19 protein-coding genes are annotated in these 19,852 nt (G+C 66.9%); 9 read left to right on the top strand and 10 right to left on the bottom strand.

Annotated elements, in window-relative coordinates; all coding sequences use genetic code 11:
- Positions 1 to 88 precede the first annotated feature (88 nt).
- Positions 89 to 1,090 carry a 2-hydroxyacid dehydrogenase gene (locus V5G24_RS01935; RefSeq protein WP_394079018.1) on the top strand — a complete coding sequence of 334 codons (1,002 nt, stop codon included), beginning with the start codon at positions 89 to 91 and terminating at the stop codon, positions 1,088 to 1,090.
- A 41-nt stretch (positions 1,091 to 1,131) separates the two neighbouring features.
- Here the strand turns inward: V5G24_RS01935 and V5G24_RS01930 are convergent, their stop codons facing one another.
- The 7 genes from V5G24_RS01930 to acnA all read right to left on the bottom strand — a co-directional run bounded on the left by V5G24_RS01930 (position 1,132) and on the right by acnA (position 11,584).
- The gene (locus tag V5G24_RS01930) at positions 1,132 to 1,383 is read right to left on the bottom strand and encodes a hypothetical protein (protein ID WP_394079016.1); all 252 of its coding nucleotides are present in this window, start codon (positions 1,381 to 1,383) and stop codon (positions 1,132 to 1,134) included.
- A gap of 112 nt (positions 1,384 to 1,495) precedes the next feature.
- Positions 1,496 to 2,308, bottom strand: coding sequence for a HesA/MoeB/ThiF family protein (locus V5G24_RS01925; protein WP_394079014.1), 813 nt, complete (start codon positions 2,306 to 2,308; stop codon positions 1,496 to 1,498).
- A 71-nt stretch (positions 2,309 to 2,379) separates the two neighbouring features.
- Positions 2,380 to 3,876 carry a siroheme synthase CysG gene (cysG, locus tag V5G24_RS01920; RefSeq protein ID WP_394079012.1) on the bottom strand — a complete coding sequence of 499 codons (1,497 nt, stop codon included), beginning with the start codon at positions 3,874 to 3,876 and terminating at the stop codon, positions 2,380 to 2,382.
- A 192-nt stretch (positions 3,877 to 4,068) separates the two neighbouring features.
- Positions 4,069 to 7,077: a DNA polymerase I gene (gene polA / locus V5G24_RS01915; RefSeq protein ID WP_394079010.1), complete on the bottom strand. Its 3,009-nt coding sequence runs from the start codon at positions 7,075 to 7,077 to the stop codon at positions 4,069 to 4,071.
- A gap of 80 nt (positions 7,078 to 7,157) precedes the next feature.
- Positions 7,158 to 7,514 carry a DUF2794 domain-containing protein gene (locus tag V5G24_RS01910; protein ID WP_394079008.1) on the bottom strand — a complete coding sequence of 119 codons (357 nt, stop codon included), beginning with the start codon at positions 7,512 to 7,514 and terminating at the stop codon, positions 7,158 to 7,160.
- A gap of 384 nt (positions 7,515 to 7,898) precedes the next feature.
- The gene (locus V5G24_RS01905) at positions 7,899 to 8,702 is read right to left on the bottom strand and encodes a DUF1223 domain-containing protein (RefSeq protein ID WP_394079006.1); all 804 of its coding nucleotides are present in this window, start codon (positions 8,700 to 8,702) and stop codon (positions 7,899 to 7,901) included.
- Positions 8,703 to 8,881: 179 nt separating this feature from the next.
- Positions 8,882 to 11,584, bottom strand: a complete 2,703-nt coding sequence (gene acnA, locus V5G24_RS01900) for an aconitate hydratase AcnA (protein ID WP_394079004.1) — start codon at positions 11,582 to 11,584, stop codon at positions 8,882 to 8,884.
- 243 nt (positions 11,585 to 11,827) lie between these two features.
- Between acnA and ccmA the strand changes: the two genes are divergently transcribed.
- From ccmA to V5G24_RS01870, 6 genes are all read left to right on the top strand, one after another.
- Positions 11,828 to 12,409 carry a heme ABC exporter ATP-binding protein CcmA gene (gene ccmA, locus V5G24_RS01895; protein WP_509292278.1) on the top strand — a complete coding sequence of 194 codons (582 nt, stop codon included), beginning with the start codon at positions 11,828 to 11,830 and terminating at the stop codon, positions 12,407 to 12,409.
- Entirely contained in the window at positions 12,409 to 13,077 is a 669-nt protein-coding gene (gene ccmB, locus V5G24_RS01890) for a heme exporter protein CcmB (RefSeq protein ID WP_394080323.1), read from the top strand. Before ccmA ends, ccmB begins: the two co-directional genes overlap by 1 nt.
- A 112-nt stretch (positions 13,078 to 13,189) precedes the next feature.
- A complete protein-coding gene (locus V5G24_RS01885) occupies positions 13,190 to 13,756 on the top strand; it encodes a carboxymuconolactone decarboxylase family protein (RefSeq protein WP_394079002.1) in 567 nt (188 codons plus the stop codon).
- Positions 13,757 to 13,861: 105 nt separating this feature from the next.
- Positions 13,862 to 14,593, top strand: coding sequence for a heme ABC transporter permease (locus V5G24_RS01880; protein WP_394079000.1), 732 nt, complete (start codon positions 13,862 to 13,864; stop codon positions 14,591 to 14,593).
- Entirely contained in the window at positions 14,593 to 14,754 is a 162-nt protein-coding gene (ccmD, locus tag V5G24_RS01875; RefSeq protein ID WP_394078998.1) for a heme exporter protein CcmD, read from the top strand. The genes V5G24_RS01880 and ccmD overlap by 1 nt, the downstream gene beginning before the upstream one ends.
- Complete coding sequence (locus tag V5G24_RS01870) at positions 14,751 to 15,365, top strand: DsbE family thiol:disulfide interchange protein (RefSeq protein WP_394078996.1); 615 nt, start codon at positions 14,751 to 14,753, stop codon at positions 15,363 to 15,365. The genes ccmD and V5G24_RS01870 overlap by 4 nt, the downstream gene beginning before the upstream one ends.
- A gap of 9 nt (positions 15,366 to 15,374) precedes the next feature.
- Here the strand turns inward: V5G24_RS01870 and V5G24_RS01865 are convergent, their stop codons facing one another.
- Both V5G24_RS01865 and mtgA read right to left on the bottom strand, forming a co-directional pair.
- Positions 15,375 to 15,968 (bottom strand): septation protein A, encoded by a 594-nt coding sequence (locus V5G24_RS01865; RefSeq protein ID WP_394078994.1) that lies wholly within the window; start codon positions 15,966 to 15,968, stop codon positions 15,375 to 15,377.
- Positions 15,969 to 16,052: 84 nt separating this feature from the next.
- Entirely contained in the window at positions 16,053 to 16,733 is a 681-nt protein-coding gene (mtgA, locus tag V5G24_RS01860; RefSeq protein ID WP_394078992.1) for a monofunctional biosynthetic peptidoglycan transglycosylase, read from the bottom strand.
- 155 nt (positions 16,734 to 16,888) lie between these two features.
- Between mtgA and V5G24_RS01855 the strand changes: the two genes are divergently transcribed.
- Positions 16,889 to 17,815 (top strand): polyprenyl synthetase family protein, encoded by a 927-nt coding sequence (locus tag V5G24_RS01855; protein ID WP_394078990.1) that lies wholly within the window; start codon positions 16,889 to 16,891, stop codon positions 17,813 to 17,815.
- A 181-nt stretch (positions 17,816 to 17,996) separates the two neighbouring features.
- Positions 17,997 to 19,313 carry a flavin monoamine oxidase family protein gene (locus V5G24_RS01850; protein ID WP_394078988.1) on the top strand — a complete coding sequence of 439 codons (1,317 nt, stop codon included), beginning with the start codon at positions 17,997 to 17,999 and terminating at the stop codon, positions 19,311 to 19,313.
- Between the two features lie 32 nt (positions 19,314 to 19,345).
- Here V5G24_RS01850 and V5G24_RS01845 read toward each other — a convergent pair whose 3' ends face one another.
- Positions 19,346 to 19,732 (bottom strand): GFA family protein, encoded by a 387-nt coding sequence (locus tag V5G24_RS01845; RefSeq protein WP_394078986.1) that lies wholly within the window; start codon positions 19,730 to 19,732, stop codon positions 19,346 to 19,348.
- Positions 19,733 to 19,852 lie beyond the last annotated feature (120 nt).

The raw sequence follows: 19,852 nt of genomic DNA, 5'->3' as shown, positions 1-19,852 counted from the left end.
AGGGTCGCTGCGCGCATACCCTTTGTGTTTCCTCGTCCGTCTGCTAGACGGGACGAGAAGGGTTAAAAAACCGGGAACGGGGAAAATTATGGCGCGTCGCAAACCCCTCGTTGTCGTCACGCGGAAGCTGCCTGACACGGTCGAGACGCGGATGCGCGAACTGTTTGACGCGCGCCTGAACGTCGACGACGTGCCCATGGATCACGCCGCTCTGGTGGAGGCCGTGCGCACCGCGGACGTGCTCGTGCCCACCGTGACCGACAAGATCGATTCTGCCGTGATGTCGCAGGCGGGCGAGAATCTGCGCCTCATCGCCAGCTTCTCCAACGGCGTCGATCACATTGACGTGGCAAGCGCGCTGGCGCGTGGCATCACCGTCACCAACACCCCCGGCGTCCTCACCGAGGACACCGCCGACATGACCATGGCGCTGATTCTCGCGGTGCCCCGCCGGCTGGCCGAGGGCGCGCAGATCATCACCTCCGATCCGGAATCATGGAACGGCTGGGCGCCCACCTGGATGCTCGGCCGGCGCATCTGGGGCAAGCGCCTCGGCATCGTCGGCATGGGCCGCATCGGCCAGGCGGTGGCGCGCCGCGCCAAGGCGTTCGGCCTGCAGATCCATTATCACAACCGCCGCCACCTGCCCGCCGCCACGGAAGAGGCGCTGGAGGCGACCTATTGGGACAGCCTGGACCAGATGCTGGCCCGCATGGACATCGTCTCGGTCAATTGCCCGCACACCCCGGCCACCTATCATCTGCTCTCGGCCCGCCGCCTCAAGCTGCTGAAGCCCGACGCCTATGTGGTGAACACGGCACGCGGCGAAGTGATCGACGAGAACGCCCTGACCCGCATGCTGGAAGCCGGCGAGATCGCGGGCGCGGGCCTCGACGTGTTCGAGCATGAGCCGGCGGTGAACCCCAAGCTCGTCAAGCTCGCCCGCCAGGGCAAGGTGGTGCTGCTGCCGCACATGGGCTCGGCGACGCTGGAAGGGCGCATCGACATGGGAGAGAAGGTCATCGTCAACATCAAGACCTTCATGGACGGCCACCGTCCGCCGGATCGCGTGCTGCCCTCCATGCTGTGAGGGGTCGTGGGCGCTTCTCGCCTTAAGGACCGGTCGGGATTTCAAACCTTCTCGACGGTTGTAGGTCCGGTCGCCATGAGCGTTAGGATCACCTTAAATCCGTCGTGAGTGGTCACTCGCGCATGGTGCGGGCGCTGGTGAGGAGCGATATTGCAATTATTGAAATAGCCAAGCAGCGCCTTTTGGGCGACCGACTCGAAGTCTTGATCGCTAAATAACGCAATATCATCAATTCCGACGTCCCCTGGCCCTTGACGGTAGAACTGAAGCAAATACACGTCTGGAGCGCTCATACGATCTCCTGTTTTGCTCTAAGCATAGCATGGAGATGGGCTAGCCGCGAGAACCGGCGTCAAAGGGCTCAAAATTCAAACTGAGACACTACCCATAGGAGAAAACAGCCCCTTACGCTGCCCGCACATGCTCCGACAGATCGGTGATGCGCGTTCCTGTGCCCGTGAGCGGATTTTCCGGGTCATAGGCATAGCTCAGCGTCTCGAAACGCATGGAGCGGGCGTCGATCATCAGCAGCTTGCCCACCAGCCCCTCGCCGAAGCCGACGATGGCGCGGATCACTTCTAAGGCCGCGAGCGAACCGGCGAGCCCCGCCAGCGCACCGAGCACGCCGGCTTCCGCGCAGGGCGCGACCGTGCCGGGCGGCGGCGGCTCGGGGAACAGGCAGCGATAGGTCGGGTTCGGCGTGCCGTCCGGCCCGTTTTCATGGGCGCGGATGGTGGTGATGGTCGCATCGAAGGTGCCGAGCGCCGCCGTCACCAGCGGCTTACCCGCCAGTATGCAGGCGTCCGAGACCAGATAGCGGGTGGCGAAATTGTCCGAGCCGTCCACCACCACGTCCACATCGCGAATCAGATCGAGCGCGTTGCCGGCGTCGAGCCGGCCCTGGTGCAACACCATCTCCACATGGGGGTTAAGGGCGGCCACAGCATCGCGCGCGCTCTCCACCTTGGGGCGGCCGATATCCTGCGTGCGGTGAATCACCTGCCGCTGGAGGTTGGAGAGCGAGACTTCGTCGTCATCCACCAGCACCAGCGTGCCCACGCCCGCCGCCGCGAGATATAGCAGCACCGGCGCGCCGAGCCCGCCCGCGCCCACCACCAGAACCCGCGCCGCCTTCAGCTTCTGCTGGCCCGGCCCGCCCACGTCGTGCAGCACGATATGGCGCGCATAGCGCTCGATCTCGTCCGTGGAAAACGCCATTCACCTTGTCCTTCGTCCCGCCGGCCTCGCCCATAAATAGGAGGCTTGGCACGCATGCCAAGCGCGCACGATCAGCGCGCCGAGGCCGCCCGTGGCACCTCTGCGGCCGCCATGCCTTCGCTGAGCGCATAGCCATAGAGCACGAGGCACGGCCCCTGGGCGCCGGCCTCGATGGCGGCATCGACGGCCGCCGAAAGTCCGCCAAGCGGAGCGTGGACCACGCGCTCGTCGGGCCGCGTCGCGGAAAATACCGCCAGAGCGGGAACGGAGAGATCGGTGCCGGCGGCGGCGAGCTTTTCCACCAGCTCCGGCAAGGTCCGGCGCGGCATGTAGACCACCGTGGTCGCCGCCTTGTCCGACAAGGCGCTGAAATCCAGATCCTTCGGCAGCTTGCCGTCGCGCGCATGGGCGGTGACGAATTGCAGGCGCCGAGCATGGTCGCGGTGGGTGAGCGAGGTGGTCAGCCGGCTCGCCACGCCCTGGGCGGAGGAGATGCCGGGCACCACTTCCACCGGAATGCCGGCGAGGCGGCAGGCGGTGATTTCCTCGCCCGCGCGGCCGAAGATCATCGGGTCGCCGCCCTTCAGGCGCACCACGCGGCGGCCCTCCTTCGCGAGCGACACCATCAGCGCGTTGATGTCATCTTGCTTGCAGGAGGGGCGATAGCCGGTCTTGCCCACCAGCATCTTCTTGGCCTCGCGCCGCGCGAAATCCAGCACCTGCGGCGAAACCAGGTCGTCATAAAGCACCACTTCGGCGGATTGCAGCACCCGCACCGCCTTCAGGGTCAGCAGTTCGGGATCGCCGGGCCCCGCGCCCACCAGAACCACCGACCCGCTTTCGGGCGCGGCGCGCGTGCTTTCGGCGTCGGCGAGAAGAGCCGCACGGTCCTCCTCGCCCGGTGGCTGGTCGGGCGCGAACATGGCGCGGGCTGAAAACTGTTCCCAGAAGCGGCGGCGGCCGTGAAAGCTGAGGCCGAGGGCGGACACCGCGCCGCGCCAGGATTGCGCCGCCTGCGCCCAGGCCTTGAAGCCCGGCGGCAAAAGCGCCTCGATCTTGGCCCGCACCGCCTGTCCGAACACGGGCGCCGCGCCGTCGGTGGAAATTCCCACCACCAGAGGCGAGCGATTGACGATGGCACCGAAGGCAAAATCGCAAAAGGCGGGCTTGTCCACCACGTTCACCGGCACGCCCGCCGCACGGGCGGCGGCTGCGAAGCGGGCCGCCTCCGCCTCATCTTCCGCGTCCGCTATGGCGAGGGCCGCGCCGGCGAGATCCGCCTCGGTCCAGCGGCGCTCGACCAGCGCAATGGGACCATCGGGCGCGGACTGCACCAGCGCCCGCATCTCCTCGCACGGCGCCTCGGCGATCACCTCCACCTCCGCACCGGCGGCGGAGAGCAATTCCGCCTTCCACACCGCCGGCTCCGTGCCGCCGGCCACCACGACACGCTTGCCGGCGAGGGCGAAGAACACCGGCAGCCGCGCCAGCTTGTCCATGCGGGCGCCACTGCGCTCGCGGGGCGCGCGGCCGGAGAGGGATGGCTTGTCGGCAGGCCCAGAGGCCATGGGTTTGGAACTCCGTCGCGTTGGAAACCTCCGGCGCTGCACCTGCGGGCTGCGTCCGGGGGCTTAACAGTCTGTGCCCATCGCCCGGTTTTGCCAAGCGCAGGGCTTCGCGCCTGTTATGACGCAAGCCCTTAACGCATTCAACGCCTGAAATGTGGTTTTATCATTTCAACATTCAAATTGCGTTGAAAGTCAGTGCGCCTCTTCCCAATTGGCGGCGGCATGGGCCTCCACCTTCAGCGGCACGGCGAGGGCGACCGCCGGCAGCGACGCCTGCTCCATCACATGCTTCACCACCGGCAAAGTCGCCTGCGCTTCGGCTTCCGGCACCTCGAACACCAGTTCGTCGTGCACCTGCAGCAGCATCTTGGCGGAAAGGCCGGCCTGCTTCAGCGCCGGCTCCATGCGCACCATGGCGCGGCGGATGATATCCGCCGCCGTGCCCTGAAGGCGGGCATTGATGGCGGCGCGCTCGTTGAAGGCGCGGATGGAAGGATTCGACGCCGCGATATCGGGATAATGGCAGCGCCGGCCGAACAAGGTCTCCACATAGCCGTGCTCGCGGCAGAAGGTCTTGGTCTCGTCCATATAAGCGCGGATGCCGGGGAAGCGCTCGAAATAGCGCTTGATATAGAGCCCCGCCTCTTCCCGCCCGATGCCGAGCTGGTTGGCGAGTCCAAACGCCGAAATTCCGTAGATGATGCCGAAATTGATCGCCTTGGCGCGCCGCCGCACTTCCGCCGGCATGCCCTCAACCGGCACGCCGAACATTTCGGACGCCGTCATGGCATGGATGTCCAGCCCCTCCTGGAACGCCTCGCGCAGGCGCGGGATGTCGGCGATCTCCGCCAGCAGGCGCAGTTCGATCTGCGAATAGTCGGCGGACACAAGCAGCCGCCCCGGCTCGGCCACGAAGGCGCGGCGGATACGGCGGCCTTCCTCGGTGCGGATCGGGATGTTCTGAAGGTTCGGCTCGGAAGAGGAGAGCCGCCCCGTGGTGGTGGCCGCCAGCGCATAGGAGGTGTGGACGCGCTTGGTGCGCGCATTCACATAATTGGGCAACGCGTCGGTATAGGTGGAGCGCAGCTTGGCGAGCTGGCGCCAATCCAGGATCTTCTTCGGCAGAGTGTGGCCCGACTCGGCCAGTTCCTCCAGCACATTGGCCTTGGTGGACCAGGCGCCGGTGGGGGTCTTGGTGGCGCCGGGCAGGCCGAGGCGCCCGAACAGCACGTCGCCGATCTGCTTGGGCGAGCCGATGTTCAGCCGCTCTCCACCCAGAATTTCCGCGATCTCATCCTCGATCCGCGCCGCTCCCTGGGCGAACTCGCTGGAGAGGCGGGAGAGGATCAGCCGGTCGATGGCGATGCCGCGCCCTTCCATGCGCACCAAGACGGGAATCAGCGGCCGCTCCAGCGTCTCATAGACGGTGCTCATGCCGTCGGCCACAAGGCGCGGCTTGAACACGCGCCACAGGCGCAGCGTCACGTCGGCATCTTCCGCCGCATAGGTGGTGGCGGGTTCGAGCGCGACCCGGTCGAACGTCACCTGCCCCTTGCCCTTGCCGGCAACTTCCGTGAACGCGATGGGGGTGTGGCCGAGATGGCGCACCGAGAGGTCGTCCATGCCGTGGTTGCCCTTCCCGGCATCCAGCGCATAGGACATGCACATGGTGCAGTCGAACGGGGCAACGGCGATGCCATGGCGGGCCAGCACGGCCACGTCATACTTTGCATTGTGGGCGATCTTCAGCGTGCCGCGGTTTTCCAGCATCGGCTTCAGGGCGGCGAGCGCGTCCTGGAACGGGATCTGGCCCGGTAGCAGCCCTTCCTCGAACAGGCCGTCGCCCGCCCCGCGATGGGCCAGCGGGATATAGCACGCCTCGTTGGGCGAAAGCGCGAGCGACACGCCCACCAAGTCCGCCGCCTGCGGATCCACCGACGTGGTCTCGGTGTCGAAAGCGACATAGCCCAGCTCGATGGCGCGCGTGCACCAGGCCTGCAGTTCGGCGAGGTCGGTCAACATGCGATAGCGGCTGCGATCCACCTTCAGCGAGCGCGCCTCCTGCACCCGCGCCGCGACCAGATCGGCGGGGTTGAGCACGTTCGGCCGCCCGTTGATGGCGCCGTTGGCCGCAGCGGAGGCCGGCGAAGGCGCGAGCACGGGGCTCGCGGCGCTATCCTCATCCGCGCCGAACAGCCCGCCGGTGGTACTGGGTGCCAAAGCCGGATCGGCATCGATCGCCCCCGCATCGACACCGAACGCCTCGGCGGCGCGGCGGGTGATGGTGGTGAATTCCATGGCCTTCAGGAAGGCGATAAGGCGCTTGCCGTCCGGCTGCTCCAGCACCAGGTCGGACAGCGGCACCTCCACCGGCACGGCGCAGTCCAGCGTCACCAATTGCTTGGAGATACGGGCCTTCTCCACATTCTCCGGGTTCAGCAGCGATTCGCGGCGCTTCACCTGCTTGATCTCGCCGGCCCGCGCCAGCAGGCTTTCAAGGTCGCCATAGTCCTGGATCAGCGTCGCGGCGGTCTTGATGCCGATACCTGGCACGCCGGGCACATTGTCGGTGGAATCGCCCGCCAGCGCCTGGACATCGGTGACCTTCTCCGGCGGCACGCCGAAATATTCGATCACCTCGCCAAGGCCGATGCGCCGCTCCGGCCGCGCGCCGCGCCCGCCCGCCTCGCCCGAGGCCGGGTCATACATGCCGATCCTGTCGCCCACCACCTGCATCAGATCCTTGTCGGCGGAGACGATCAGCACATCGGCGCCGGCGGCGGCAGCCTGCCTGGCATAGGTGGCGATCAGGTCGTCCGCCTCAAAGCGCGCCATCTCGACCGGAATGAGCCCGAACGCCCGCACCGCCTCGCGCATGAGCGGGAACTGGGGAATCAGTTCCGGCGGCGGCTCGGAGCGGTTGGCCTTGTAGGCGGGATAAATCTCGCGCCGGAACGAGTCTTCGCTCTTGTCGAAGATGATGGCGAGGTGGGTGGGCTTGATGCCCATGGCGCCTTCGCGGATGAACTGGAACAGCTTGGTGCAGAACAGACGCACCGCCCCCGTCGGCAGCCGATCGGAGCGGAAATTATACTTCCGGTCCTGATTGATCGACTGGAAATAGGCCCGGAAGACGAAGGACGATCCATCCACCAGGAAGACGTGATCGCCGGGCTTGAGCGGGCTGGGAGCGTGTGACATCCGGGCATCCAATGGCAAGGCGCGCACGATGCCCGAGCGCCTTGCCGCCGACAACCCTCAGCGCCGCCGCCCCTTCCAACTCAGATCGCCGCGAGTGGCTTTTCCAGCACCGCCAGCACGCGCGGCAGCTCATGCCCGCGCTTCAGGATCAGGCCGGTCTGGGACACCACGCAATAAGCGCCCTGCTTGCGCGCCAGCTTGGGGTCCTTCTCGATGCGATATAGCGGCACGTCGAGCGATCGTCGGAAGACGGAGAACACCGCCTTGTCCTTCAGAAAGTCGATCGCGTAATCGCGCCATTCGCCGGCGGCGACCATGCGCCCGTAAAGATCGAGAATGCGGTCGAGCTCCCGCCTGTCGAAGGTGACGAGAGCGGGCGGGGAGTGCGGCGTCGGCGTCGGCGCGCGGGCGGGGCGTATGGGTTCAACGATTCCCATCGGACCTCCAAGGTGCGAACGCCCCATGATCGCCGTCATCGCCGCCGGGTTCAAGGGGATTGAATAGCCGGCTGGACGAGAGCGGAAACACGATCACGGGGTCGTCAACGAGCATCACAGTCTCGCCGGAATTCGGCCCTTCCCTCGACAAGCGGGGGGAGCAAATTCATAAACGTAGCAGGGCCGGTTCGCAGTCGCTCCGGTCTATCCCAGCCCCCCAGCCCCCCGGGGTGACAGGCGAACCGGCCACTGCTACGCATCCTTCAAGTTTCAAACTTTCAAGGGCCGCGAAAGCGGCCTTTTTTATTGCCCGCGCGCAGGACAACCGGCAATGCAGAACGATCCACGACGTGCGACGCGTGGATTTCGCTGCGTAAATTCAGATTATTTCAAGTCGATCTTGGCGGCGCCGAGGATCGGACCGGGGGCCTGGAACGAGCCGCGCTGCACCAGTACGGCCACGCCGTCCACGCCATCGTTCTGGATTTCGCTAAGCGGAACTTGAAACTGCGCCGGCCCGCCGGTCCAATTGCCCAGCTTCACCCAGGCGCGCACCACATTCGTATAGGTGACGTTCTTGCCCTGATTCTCACCCCGGCCGATGGCCACCGTATGGGTGCTCAGAATGGGGCAAAGCCAGACTTCGGCGGCATTCGGCACATGGCCAAGTTTGCCGGGGTCGACCCCCGCCGCCACGTCCACCACGAGATTTTCGCCGGAGCGGCGCAGAGCGACCGGCACCAGCAAGGTCGATCCCGCATCGTGGGCGCGCCGAACGGCCTTCTCGACCGCCATCTTATCGCTGCCCTTGGCGGGGGCGATCCCGTCCACGACCATCTGCGGGGTATAGATCATCCGGTCGCCGCGCTGTTCGGCATATGCCCGCTGGCGCACCGAATGACCGTGCTTAGCGAGCGTATCCTTCCAGCCGACGTAATCCCAATAATCCACCGCGAGCGTCAGCGCGATCATCTGCGGATCGGCCGCCAATTCCGTCAGCAGCGCGTCGGCGGGGGGACAGGACGCACAGCCTTGGCTGGTGAACAATTCCAGCACGGCCTTGGGCACAGCCGGCGGGGTGGCGGCGGCTGGGGCCGGCTCCTGCGCACCCGCACCCCCTGCCGCGAACGCGCAGGCGAGCGCGATCATGCCGAGGAACGTAATGCGGAACGGGAGACGGCTCTTCAATGCACCGGGACCTGCGAATGGCGAAGAGTGATTGGCACACGCTTAGGCGCGCCCCGTCCTTGATGCCAGTCAATTCGCGGTGAGACGCGCAGGCGAGCCATGAACGAGACAGCCGCCCGCGGGTCTCCACGGGCGGCTGTCCAGGTGTCTAATGCAGGTGGCGGCAGGGCCGCCATGCCTCACGCCGCGAGGTGGCGCAGCACGTAGGGCAGGATGCCGCCCGAGCGGAAATAATCCAGCTCGTCCAGCGTATCGATGCGGCAGATGAGTTCGACTTGCGTCACCCGGCCATCGGCATAGGCGATGTTGAGGGTCATCTTCTGGCGGGGCTTCAAATCCCCTTCCAGGCCGCGCAGGGTGATGAGCTCGTCGCCCTTCAGGCCCAGCGTCTGCCAGGAAGTGCCCTCTTCGAACACCAGCGGCACAATGCCCATGCCGACCAGGTTCGAGCGATGGATGCGCTCGAAGGACTGGGCGATCACGGCGCGGATGCCGAGCAGCTTGGTGCCCTTGGCCGCCCAATCGCGCGAGGAGCCGGTGCCGTATTCCTTGCCGGCAAACACCACCAGCGGAACGCCCTCGGCCTTGTATTGCATGGCCGCGTCATAGATCGGCAGCTGCGCGCCGTCCGGCTGGTGCAGGGTCACGCCGCCTTCGACGCCGGGCACCATCTGGTTCTTGATGCGGATGTTGGCGAAGGTGCCGCGCATCATGACTTCGTGATTGCCGCGGCGGGTGCCGTACTGGTTGAAGTCCACCGGGCGCACCTGGTGCTCCACCAGATACACGCCCGCCGGGCTGGAGGCCTTGATGGAGCCCGCCGGCGAGATGTGGTCGGTGGTGATGCTGTCCAGGAACAGGCCGAGGATGCGCGCATCGACGATATCGGTGACCGGATCGGGCGTCGAGGAGATGCCGACGAAGTAAGGCGGGTTCTGCACATAGGTGGAACCGTCTTCCCAGGCATAGGTCTGGCCGGTGGGAATGGCGATCTTCTGCCAGTGCGCGTCGCCCTTGAAGACGTCGGAATATTTTTCCTTGAACATCTTCTTGGTGACGTTCTCGCGGATGTACTGGGCGATCTCCTTGTTGGAGGGCCAGATGTCCTTGAGATAGACCGGCTTGCCGTCCTTGTCCTCGCCCAGCGGCTCGGTGTCGAGATCCACCTGGAGCGAGCCGGCGAGCGCATAGGCCACCACCAGCGGGGGCGAGGCGAGGTAGTTCGCCTTCACGTCCGGGTTCACGCGGCCTTCGAAGTTACGATTGCCCGAGAGCACGGCGGCGGCGACCAGATCGGCGCTGTTGATGGCGGCGGAGATCGCCTCCGGCAGTGGGCCGGAATTGCCGATGCAGGTGGTGCAGCCGAAGCCCACCAGATTGAAGCCGAGCTTGTCCAGATCCTCCTGAAGGCCGCTCTTGTCGAGATATTCGGCCACCACCTGCGAGCCGGGCGCGAGCGAAGTCTTCACCCACGGCTTGGACTTCAGGCCCTTCTTCACCGCGTTGCGGGCCAGCAGGCCGGCGCCGATGAGCACGCTCGGATTGGAGGTGTTGGTGCAGGAGGTGATGGCGGCGATCACCACGTCGCCATGACCCACCGTGAAATTGGCGCCTTCAACATCCACGCGCTTGGCGGCCTCGCCAGGCTTCTTGAACTCGCCTTCGAGGGCGGAGATGAAGCCGGTCTTGGCATCGCTCAGGAGCACGCGGTCCTGCGGGCGCTTGGGGCCGGCGATGGACGGCAGCACGGTGTTGAGGTCGAGTTCCAGCGTGTCGGTGAACACGGGATCGAGCGTGTTCTTGTTGCGCCACATGCCCTGGGCCTTGGAATAGGCTTCCACCAGTTCCACGCGGCTTTCCTTGCGGCCGGTCTCTTCCAGATAGTCGATGGTCTCGCGGTCCACCGGGAAGAAGCCGCAGGTGGCGCCATATTCCGGCGCCATGTTGGCGATGGTGGCACGGTCCGCCAGCGAGAGATGCTCCAGGCCGGGGCCGAAGAATTCCACGAACTTGCCCACGACGCCCTTCTTGCGGAGCATCTGGGTGACGGTCAGCACCAGGTCGGTGGCGGTGATGCCTTCCTTGAGCTTGCCGTCCAGCTTGAAGCCGATCACTTCGGGGATCAGCATGGAGATGGGCTGGCCGAGCATGGCGGCTTCCGCCTCGATGCCGCCCACGCCCCAGCCCAGCACGCCAAGGCCGTTCACCATGGTGGTGTGGCTGTCGGTGCCGACCAGCGTGTCGGGATAGGCGACCGTGACGGTCTTGCCGTTCAGCTCTTCCTTGCGGGTCCACACCGTCTGGGCGAGATATTCCAGGTTCACCTGGTGGCAGATGCCGGTGCCGGGGGGAACGACGCGGAAATTGTCGAACGCGCTCTGGCCCCATTTCAGGAAGCGATAGCGCTCCTGGTTCTGCTTGTATTCCTCATCCACGTTCTTCTTCAGCGCGTTGTCGGTGCCGAAGAAGTTGACGATCACCGAATGGTCGATGACCAGATCCACGGGAACGAGGGGGTTGATCTTGGCCGGGTCGCCGCCCAGAGTCACCATGGCGTCGCGCATGGCGGCGAGGTCCACCACGGCGGGCACGCCGGTGAAGTCCTGCATGAGGACGCGGGCGGGGCGATAGGCGATTTCCTTCTCGGCCTTGCCGCGCAGGGTCAGCCAGTCGGCGATCGAGATTACGTCTTCCTTGGTGACCGAGCGACCGTCTTCGTAGCGCAGCAGGTTTTCCAGCAGCACCTTCATGGAGAAAGGCAGGCGGGAGATGCCGGGGAGCCCGTTCTTCTCGGCCGCTTCAAGGCTGTAGTAGGTGTATTCCTTGTCATCCACCGTCAAGGTGGTGCGGCACTGGAAGCTGTCGAGGGAGGAAGAAGTCACGGCGCGTTTTCTCCGGTTCGATGATCGACCGACGCGACACGCCCAGAGGACCGGGCTAAGGAGGTGCCGGGCCACCTAGGGGTGCGGTTCAGCCGCTTTATAGAGCGATTTCAAACGGCGGTCATGCGATAAGAACGTTCAATGTGCGATGCATCTAAAATTCACCCGCAAGGCCGGCCCCCGCACGCTGGGGAAACCCCTGCGGCGGTCCTGAAGGCACAGGGCCTGTCGTGCCAGAGAGGCGTGCGGCTGCTGTTCGACAAGCTCGACTTTGAGCTAAGGGCGGGTCATGCCCTGGTGGTGGTGGGCCGCAACGGCGCCGGAAAATCCTCCCTTCTGCGCATCGTCGCGGGCCTGCTGGCCGCGACATCGGGCCGCGTCTGCCTATGCGAAGGCGCAACGGAACGGCCGCACACGGAAGAGATGCACTATCTGGGCCATGACGATGCGCTGAAGGGTGCCTTGAGCGTCGCCGAAAATCTGTCCTTCTGGCGCACCATGCTGGGTGCCACCGGCCTGCCGGTCATGGACGCCCTGGAAGAGGTCGGCCTCGGCGGTCTTGGACGGCTTCCGGTTGCGGTCCTGTCCGCCGGACAGAAGCGCCGCCTCGCCATCGCGCGCCTCTTGGTCTCGCGCCGGCGTATCTGGATCCTGGACGAGCCTACGACGGCGCTCGACGTGAATGCCCAGGCCCGCTTTGCCGAGCTCGGCCGCGCGCACCTCGATTCGGGCGGCGCAATTCTGGCCGCGACCCATGCCCCGCTGGATTTCGGGCCGCGCGTCGACACTCTCCAGTTGGGGTCGAAGCGCGAGGTCGTCGCATGATGGCGGCGTTCTGGGCGTTGGTGCGCCGCGACATGGCGCTAGCCCTGCGCTCGGGAGGCGGGGCGGGGCTCGGCGTCGTGTTCTTTCTTTCCGTCGTGACCATCGTTCCGTTTGCCGTCGGGCCGGACATGGTACTGCTGGCGCGCATCGGCCCGGCAATCCTGTGGATCGGCGCGCTGCTCGCCAGTCTCATCGGTCTTGAGCGCCTGTTCGCGGCGGATGTGGAGGACGGCTCGCTGGATGCCCTCGCCCATTCCGCCCTGCCGCTGGAACTGGTGGCGGCGGCCAAGGGGCTTGCCCACTGGATCGCCACCGGCCTGCCTCTTGTGGTGGCAGCGCCGGTGCTGGCGCTCATGCTCAATCTGGAGCCGGCGGCCATCGGCGCGGTGGTCCTGACCCTGCTGGTGGGCACGCCGGCCGTCACCGCCCTCGGCCTCATCGGCGCGGCCTTCGCCGGGGCCTTCCGCAGGGGCGGGCTGCTGATCGCGGTCCTGGTCCTGCCACTCGCCATCCCGGTGCTGATCTTCGCGGTTTCCGCCACCGGCGCGGCGGTGACCGGGCCGGTGCCGTTCGGAACACCGTTCCGCATCCTCATGGGCCTCACCTTGTTCGCCCTGGTGCTGGGCCCGGTGGCGGCGGCGGCGGCCTTGCGTGCCGCGCGGGGCTGATGCCGGCACCCGGGCGACACGGCAGACTCATGCGGTGAAGGGATCGTGATGCGACGCGATGGCGGCACCGCTGCGATACTCGTGGCGGCTCCAGCATCGAAGGGATCTCAACATGCGTGTGCCCCTCACCGCCCCCGCCGAACTCTCGCAAGAACAGCGCCCGCTCTATGAAGACATGCGCGCCGGCATCGAGACCAGCTTCAAGGGCTTCAAGGCCATTGCCGACGACGGCGCGCTGATCGGACCCTGGAATCCCTGGCTGCGCTATCCCAAGTTCGGCGGCCCGGTGTGGGATCTGACCAAGGCCATGTCCGCCAGCCCCACCTTGCCCAAGCCGGTGCGGGAAGTGGCGATCCTGGTGACCGGCGCCCATTTCCATTCGGCGTATGAGCTTTACGCCCACATCCTCGTGGCCGAGTCGCGCGGCCTGCCGGACGAAAAGATCGCCACCATCGTCGCCGGCCAGCGCCCGGCGGATCTCACCCGCGAGGAGGCAGTGACCTATGACGTCGCCTCGGCGCTGGTGCGCGGCTCCACCTTGCCGGAGCTGGTCTATCGTCAAGCGGTGGACACGTTCGGCGAATATGCCGCCGCCGAGCTAATCTATCTGGTCGGGCTCTATTGTCTCGTCTCGGTCATCCTCAACGGCTTCGACGTGCCGGTGCCGGAAGGCGCGTGAGACCATTAGCCGGCGAGGGCCGGCTCATTCCGCCGCACCCCGTTTCACACAATCGCGCATCGGGGACGCTCCCCTGCAGTCTCGAGATGGTCTAGAACGCCAGCCATGGCGCTCCTCGACTTCGCCAATCCGACCCGCTTCCTCTCCCTCTCCGCCCGGCTCATTCCCTGGACGGCGGGGGCGGCGGCGCTCGCCCTGGCGCTCGGCTTCACCCTCGCCTTCCTCGCCCCGCCGGACTACCAGCAGGGCGAGACGGTGCGGATCATGTATATCCACGTGCCGTTCGCATGGCTCTCCATGTTCGGCTATTCCATGCTGGCGGCCTCATCGCTCGGCATATTGGTCTGGCGGCATCCGCTGGCCGATGTCGCGCACAAGGCCGCGGCGCCCATCGGCGCCACCTTCACCTTCCTGTGCCTGCTCACCGGCGCCCTGTGGGGGCGGCCCATGTGGGGCACTTATTGGGTCTGGGACGCGCGGCTGACCTCGGTGCTGGTGCTGTTTCTGCTCTATCTCGGCCTGATGGCCCTGCGCGCCGCCATCGACGAGCCCAACCGCGCCGGACGGGCGGCGGCGGTACTCACCTTGGTGGGTTTCATCAATGTGCCGATCGTCAAATTCTCGGTGGATTGGTGGAACACGCTGCACCAGCCGGCCTCGGTGTTCCGCATGGGCGGCTCCACCATCGACGGCAGCCTGCTCTGGCCGCTGCTCACCTGCGCGTTCGGCTTCACCTTGCTGTTCCTGACCCTGCACATGATCGCCATGCGCACGGAGATCCTGCGCCGGCGCGTCCAGGTGCTGGAAGCGCGCGCGGCAGCGGAGGCCACGGCCTGATGGAACACGCGCTGTTCATCTATGCCTCCTATGGCGCCGCCGCGCTCGGCCTCGGCGTGCTGACGCTGTGGCTGATGCTCGACTATCGCGCCCAGGCCAAGGCCCTGGCGGACCTCGAAGCGCGCGGCGTGCGCCGCCGCTCGGAACGGAGCCGGCCATGAGCGATAGACCTCCCCCGCCGCCTGCCGTCGCTGTGCCGGCCGCAAAGCGCCGGCGCCCGCTGCTGGTGCTGCTGCCGGTGGTGGCCTTCGGCCTGCTTGCCGCCTTGTTCCTGGTGCGCCTGTTCGCCGGCGATCCCTCGCAGATCCCCTCCGCTTTGGTGGGCCGTCCGGCGCCCAGCCTCGCCCTGCCCCCGCTGGCGGGCCTGCTGGACAACGGCACCCCGGTGCCGGGGCTCGACGGCACGGACTTCAAAGGCAAGGTCACGCTGGTGAATGTGTGGGCCTCCTGGTGCGCGCCCTGCCGGGAGGAACATCCGATCCTGATGGGGCTCGCCAAGGATCCGCGCCTGCGGCTGATCGGCATCAATTACAAGGATGCGCCCGACAATGCGCGCCGGTTCCTCGGCCAATATGGCCTGCCGTTCGCGGCGGTGGGGACCGACCCCAAAGGACGCGCCGCCATCGAATGGGGAGTGTACGGCGTTCCCGAAACCTTCCTTGTGGGGCCGGACGGCGCGATCGCCCACAAATTCGTCGGCCCGCTCAGTGAGGAGACGGTGCGCTCCACCTTGCTGCCCCTGGTGGCGAAGCTCTCCGGCAAGCCGGGCTGAGAGCTGAATTCAGTCCTTCGGATCGCTTTTATCCTCGAACCGCGCCATCAGCGGCGCCTGGGCGAAGGCGAACACGAAGGTCAGCGGGAGATAGCCGAAGGTCTTGAAGTTCACCCAGGTGTCGGTGGAAAAGCTGCGCCACACCACCTCATTCAACACCGCCATGACCAGGAAGAACAGGCCCCAGCGCAAGGTGAGGATGCGCCAGCCCTGATCGGTGAGGCGCACCATTCCGTCCAGCACATAGGGCAGCAGCGGCTTGCGGAACAACAGCCCGCCCAGCAGCAGCGCGCCAAACAGGGCGTTCACCATGGTCGGCTTCATCTTGATGAAATGGTCGTCCTGCAACACCAGCGTCAGGGTGCCGAACACCATCACCACCACCGCCGAGACCAGCGGCATCACCGCGATGCGGCGCGCCAGCACCCACATGGTCGCAAGCGCGGCGAGGGTCGCCACCATGAACACGCCGGTGGCCACATAGATGCCGCCATAGGCATTGCCGATGAAGAACAGCACCAGCGGACCGAGTTCCAGGGCAAGCTTGAGGCCCGGCTTCATCTTGGGGCGGACGGCGGTTTCGGCAGCGGCGCTTTCGGTCATCGGATCCTCGTTTCCGCCCCCTTTTGCAGAGCCTGCGCGGCGCAATCAAGGCCGGCGGCGGATTTCGCGCATGGCCGCGCCGCCTTAGCCGCGCGGGCCGAGGCAGGAAACGATCTCCGGCCCCTCCGACACCACGCGCCCCTGGAGCCGCGCCGCGAGCCGGCGCACCCCGGTGGAAGGCTTGCCAGCATCCCGCCGGTGGGGATTGGGCAGCATCACCGCCAGCAAGGCGGCCTGCTCGGAAGTCAGATTGGCCGTACCCTTGCCGAACGCGCGGCGCGCGCCGGCCTCGACGCCGAACTCCCCGTCCGGTCCCCATTCGGCGATGTTGAGATAAATCTCCATCAGCCGCCTTTTGCTCAGCACCAGGTCGAGCCACAGCGCGAGCGGCAGTTCCATCGCCTTGCGCACGAACCAGCGGCCGGGCCACAGGAACAGGTTTTTCGCCACCTGCATCGAAATGGTGGAGGCGCCGCGCGCATCCTCGATCTCGTCGTCGGCGCGAGCGATGGCAGCCTGGATCTCCGTGACGTCCACGCCCCAATGCTGGCAGAAGCGCGCATCCTCGGACGCGATGACGGTGCGCGGCAGGATCGGCGCCATGTCCCCGATGGGGGTCCAGACGCGTTCCACCCTCTGCCCGGTGAGCCAGCGGCCCAGCATCAGGGTGGAGACCGGATTGATCACATTATAGAGCACCGACAGCACGAACGGGACGAGGGCCAGCACCAGGACGAGGATCACGAACCGCCTGAACAGGGACATGGCCGCTCCGCGGGGCGAGAGAACATCGTACGGTAAGTGCGAAGGTCGAGCTTCGGTTCCGCCGGCGGCTTGACCGCCCGCCCTGGTTGGGGCACCGGGAAGAGCGCGTCAACCGCGCACTTCCCCCGACGCGCTCCAGCCCGAAGGCCCGCCCGGTGTCCCTGCCCCTCCCTGCCCGCCTCGAAGCCGCCGCCGCCCTCGCCCAGGCGCGGCTGGACCGCGCCCTCGCCGATTCGCCGCTTCCCGGCGAGCGGCTGCGCCCGAAGCGCCTGATGGAGGCGATCCGCCACGGCAGCCTGGACGGCGGCAAGCGCCTGCGCCCGTTCCTGGTCCTGGAGACAGCCGCTTTGTTCGGCCTTTCCCCGGACGCGGCGGTGACGGCAGCCGCGGCGGTGGAATGCGTGCATTGCTATTCCCTGGTCCACGACGATCTGCCCGCCATGGACAATGACGTACTGCGGCGCGGGCGGCCGACGGTCCACATCGCCTTTGGCGAGGCGACCGCCATCCTCGCCGGCGATGCGCTGCTCACCCTCGCCTTCGACCTGCTGGCGGGAGAAGACACCCATCCCGATGCCGCCGTGCGCATCGCGCTTGTGTCCGCCCTGGCGCGGGCGGCGGGCATGGGCGGCATGGTGGGCGGGCAGATGCTCGACCTCGCCGCCGAGGGCCGGTTCGCCGATGGCGCGCCGCTCGCTTTGTCCATGGACGAAATTCGCGATCTCCAGGCCATGAAGACCGGCGCCTTGCTTGCGGTTTCGGTGGATGCGGGCGCGCTGCTCGGCGGCGCGACGGGCGCGGAACGCGCGGCGCTCGCGGCTTATGGCCGGGCACTCGGCGCGGCATTCCAGATCGCCGACGACATTCTCGACATCGAGGGCAGTACCGCCGATCTCGGCAAGACCGCCGGCAAGGATGTGACCGCCGGCAAGGCGACCCTGGTGGCGAGCCTCGGCGTGGACGCGGCACGCGCGCTTCTGGCAGAACTGGTGGCCGAGGCGCAAGGCGCACTCGCCCCCTTCGGTGCGCGCGGCGCGATCCTTTCGGAGGCGGCGCGCTTTGTCGCCGAGCGCAAGAATTGAGCGGGCCGGACGTGTGCGCGGGCGCTATCTTGCGCGCGAGATGTGATCGCCGGAGGACGGGTGCACCGGGCCGGCCCGGTCGCGCGCGGCTTCCGGCCATGCTAGCGTCCGCCGCATCGTGACACGCAGACCGCCCCCCTCCCCCATGACCCGCCGGGCTTTCATCGCCGGAGCCTCAGCCTTGGCCGCAGCGCCCCTCGGCGCCGCCCGCGCGCTCGGGCAGGTGCCGGCATCCGGGCAGGTGGATGTTGTGATCGTCGGCGCCGGAGCAGCCGGCATCTCCGCCGCCCGCAAGATCGCCGCCGCCGGGCGCAGCTATGCCCTGATCGAAGCCAGCAAGCGCGTCGGCGGGCGCGCGTTCACCGATACCAGCCTATTCGGCGTGCCCTTCGATCGCGGCGCCCACTGGCTGCATGCCCCCGACAACAATCCGCTGGCTGAGCTCGGCCAGCAGGCAGGTTTCGATCTTTATGCCGCGCCGCAGGGGGCCCGCCTCTACATCAATGGCCGCGAAGCCTCGCAGAATGATTATGAGGATTTCGTCTCGGCCGTGCGCCGCGGCGAACGCGCCATCGGCGCCGCCGGAGACGCCGGGCGCGACTTTGCGGCCTCGCGGGTGCTGCCCGACCTTGGCACCTGGGGACCGAGCGCCGCCTTCGTGGCCGGGCCGTTCAGCTGCGCCAAGGATCTCGACCAGGTGTCGAGCGTGGATTTCTCCCGGTCCGAGGAGCGCGGCGAGGATCTGTTCTGCCGCCAGGGCTATGGCGCGCTGGTGGCCAAGATGGCGGACGGCCTCTCGGTGCGGTTCGAGACCAATGCCACGAGCGTCGACATGGGCGGACGGCAGGTGCACGTCTCCACCAACAAGGGCACGCTCTCCGGCCGGGCCGTGATCCTCGCGGTGCCGCCGAGCTTGTTGCTGGCAGGGAAGATCCGCGTCAATCCCGGCCTGCCGCTTCGCTATCGCAGCGCCATCGACCGCATCACCCTCGGTGCCTACGATCACATCGCCTTCGAATTGCCCGGCAATCCGCTGCGCCTCTCGCCGGACGAGACGGTACACGTGAAGGCCGACAGCCCGCGCACCTTCGCGCTCATCGCCCGCATGGGCGGCAGCGACCTGCACATGCTGGACGTGGGCGGCAAGTTCGCCCAGGAGCTGGCCAACGGGCCACCCAATTCCGGCGCCGCCTTCCTGAAGGAAGCGCTGACGCGCGAATTCGGCGCCGATATCGCTGCGCGCGTGGGGAAGGTACACCAGACCCGTTGGACCAAGGAGCCGCTGGCGCTCGGCGCCTTCTCCTGCGCCCTGCCCGGCAGCGGCAATCTGCGCCGCGCCTTCACCGAAGTGGTCAACGGCCGGCTGATGTTCGCCGGCGAGCATGCCCATGAGACGCTGTGGGGCACGGTTAACGGCGCCTGGCTGTCCGGCGAGCGCGCGGCGACCCAGGCCCTGCGGGTGCTGGGCGTGACAGGCGCCGCGAGCATTTCCCAATAGGTGGCGACATCGCGTTTTACCTCGTAGGCGCGCTACCATTCTTCCTTTTGCGGCAGACCATCGGCCAGTTCGTAATAATCCGATTTCGACCCGACATAGATGTGGCCGGCTAGCTTCAGGCCGGTGGGCGGATCGAGCGTTCCCGCGGTCACATAGGTCTCGATGCCAGGGTCCGCCCGCCAGAACAGGTTGCCCCCGCAGCGCGCGCAGAATCCCCGCGTGACGGCGGCCGAGGATCGAAACCAAACCAGGGTCTCGGATCGGATGAGGGTGAGATCGTCGCTCTTGCAACACGCCATGGCGACGAAATTGCCGCTGGTGCGGGCGCACTGGGAACAGTGGCAGGCGATGGGGTCGGCCAACGAGCCGGCGATCTCATAACGCACGCCACCGCACAGGCAGCCTCCCGTCGCACCCATTCCGTCCCCCGCTCCTAAGCCCGAACGAGGGTAAGGCGCACCACGCCCGCGCGGCAAGGCGCTCCGGAGATGCCGCTTGGCCAAAGCGAGAGGGAGGGAGCGACGAAAAGGCCGCATCCC

This window comes from Roseixanthobacter finlandensis (genome assembly GCF_043195105.2).
Taxonomy (GTDB): domain Bacteria; phylum Pseudomonadota; class Alphaproteobacteria; order Rhizobiales; family Xanthobacteraceae; genus NCEH01.
Note: the sequence above shows the minus strand (reverse complement) of the source record. Positions and strands in the feature narration are given on the sequence as shown.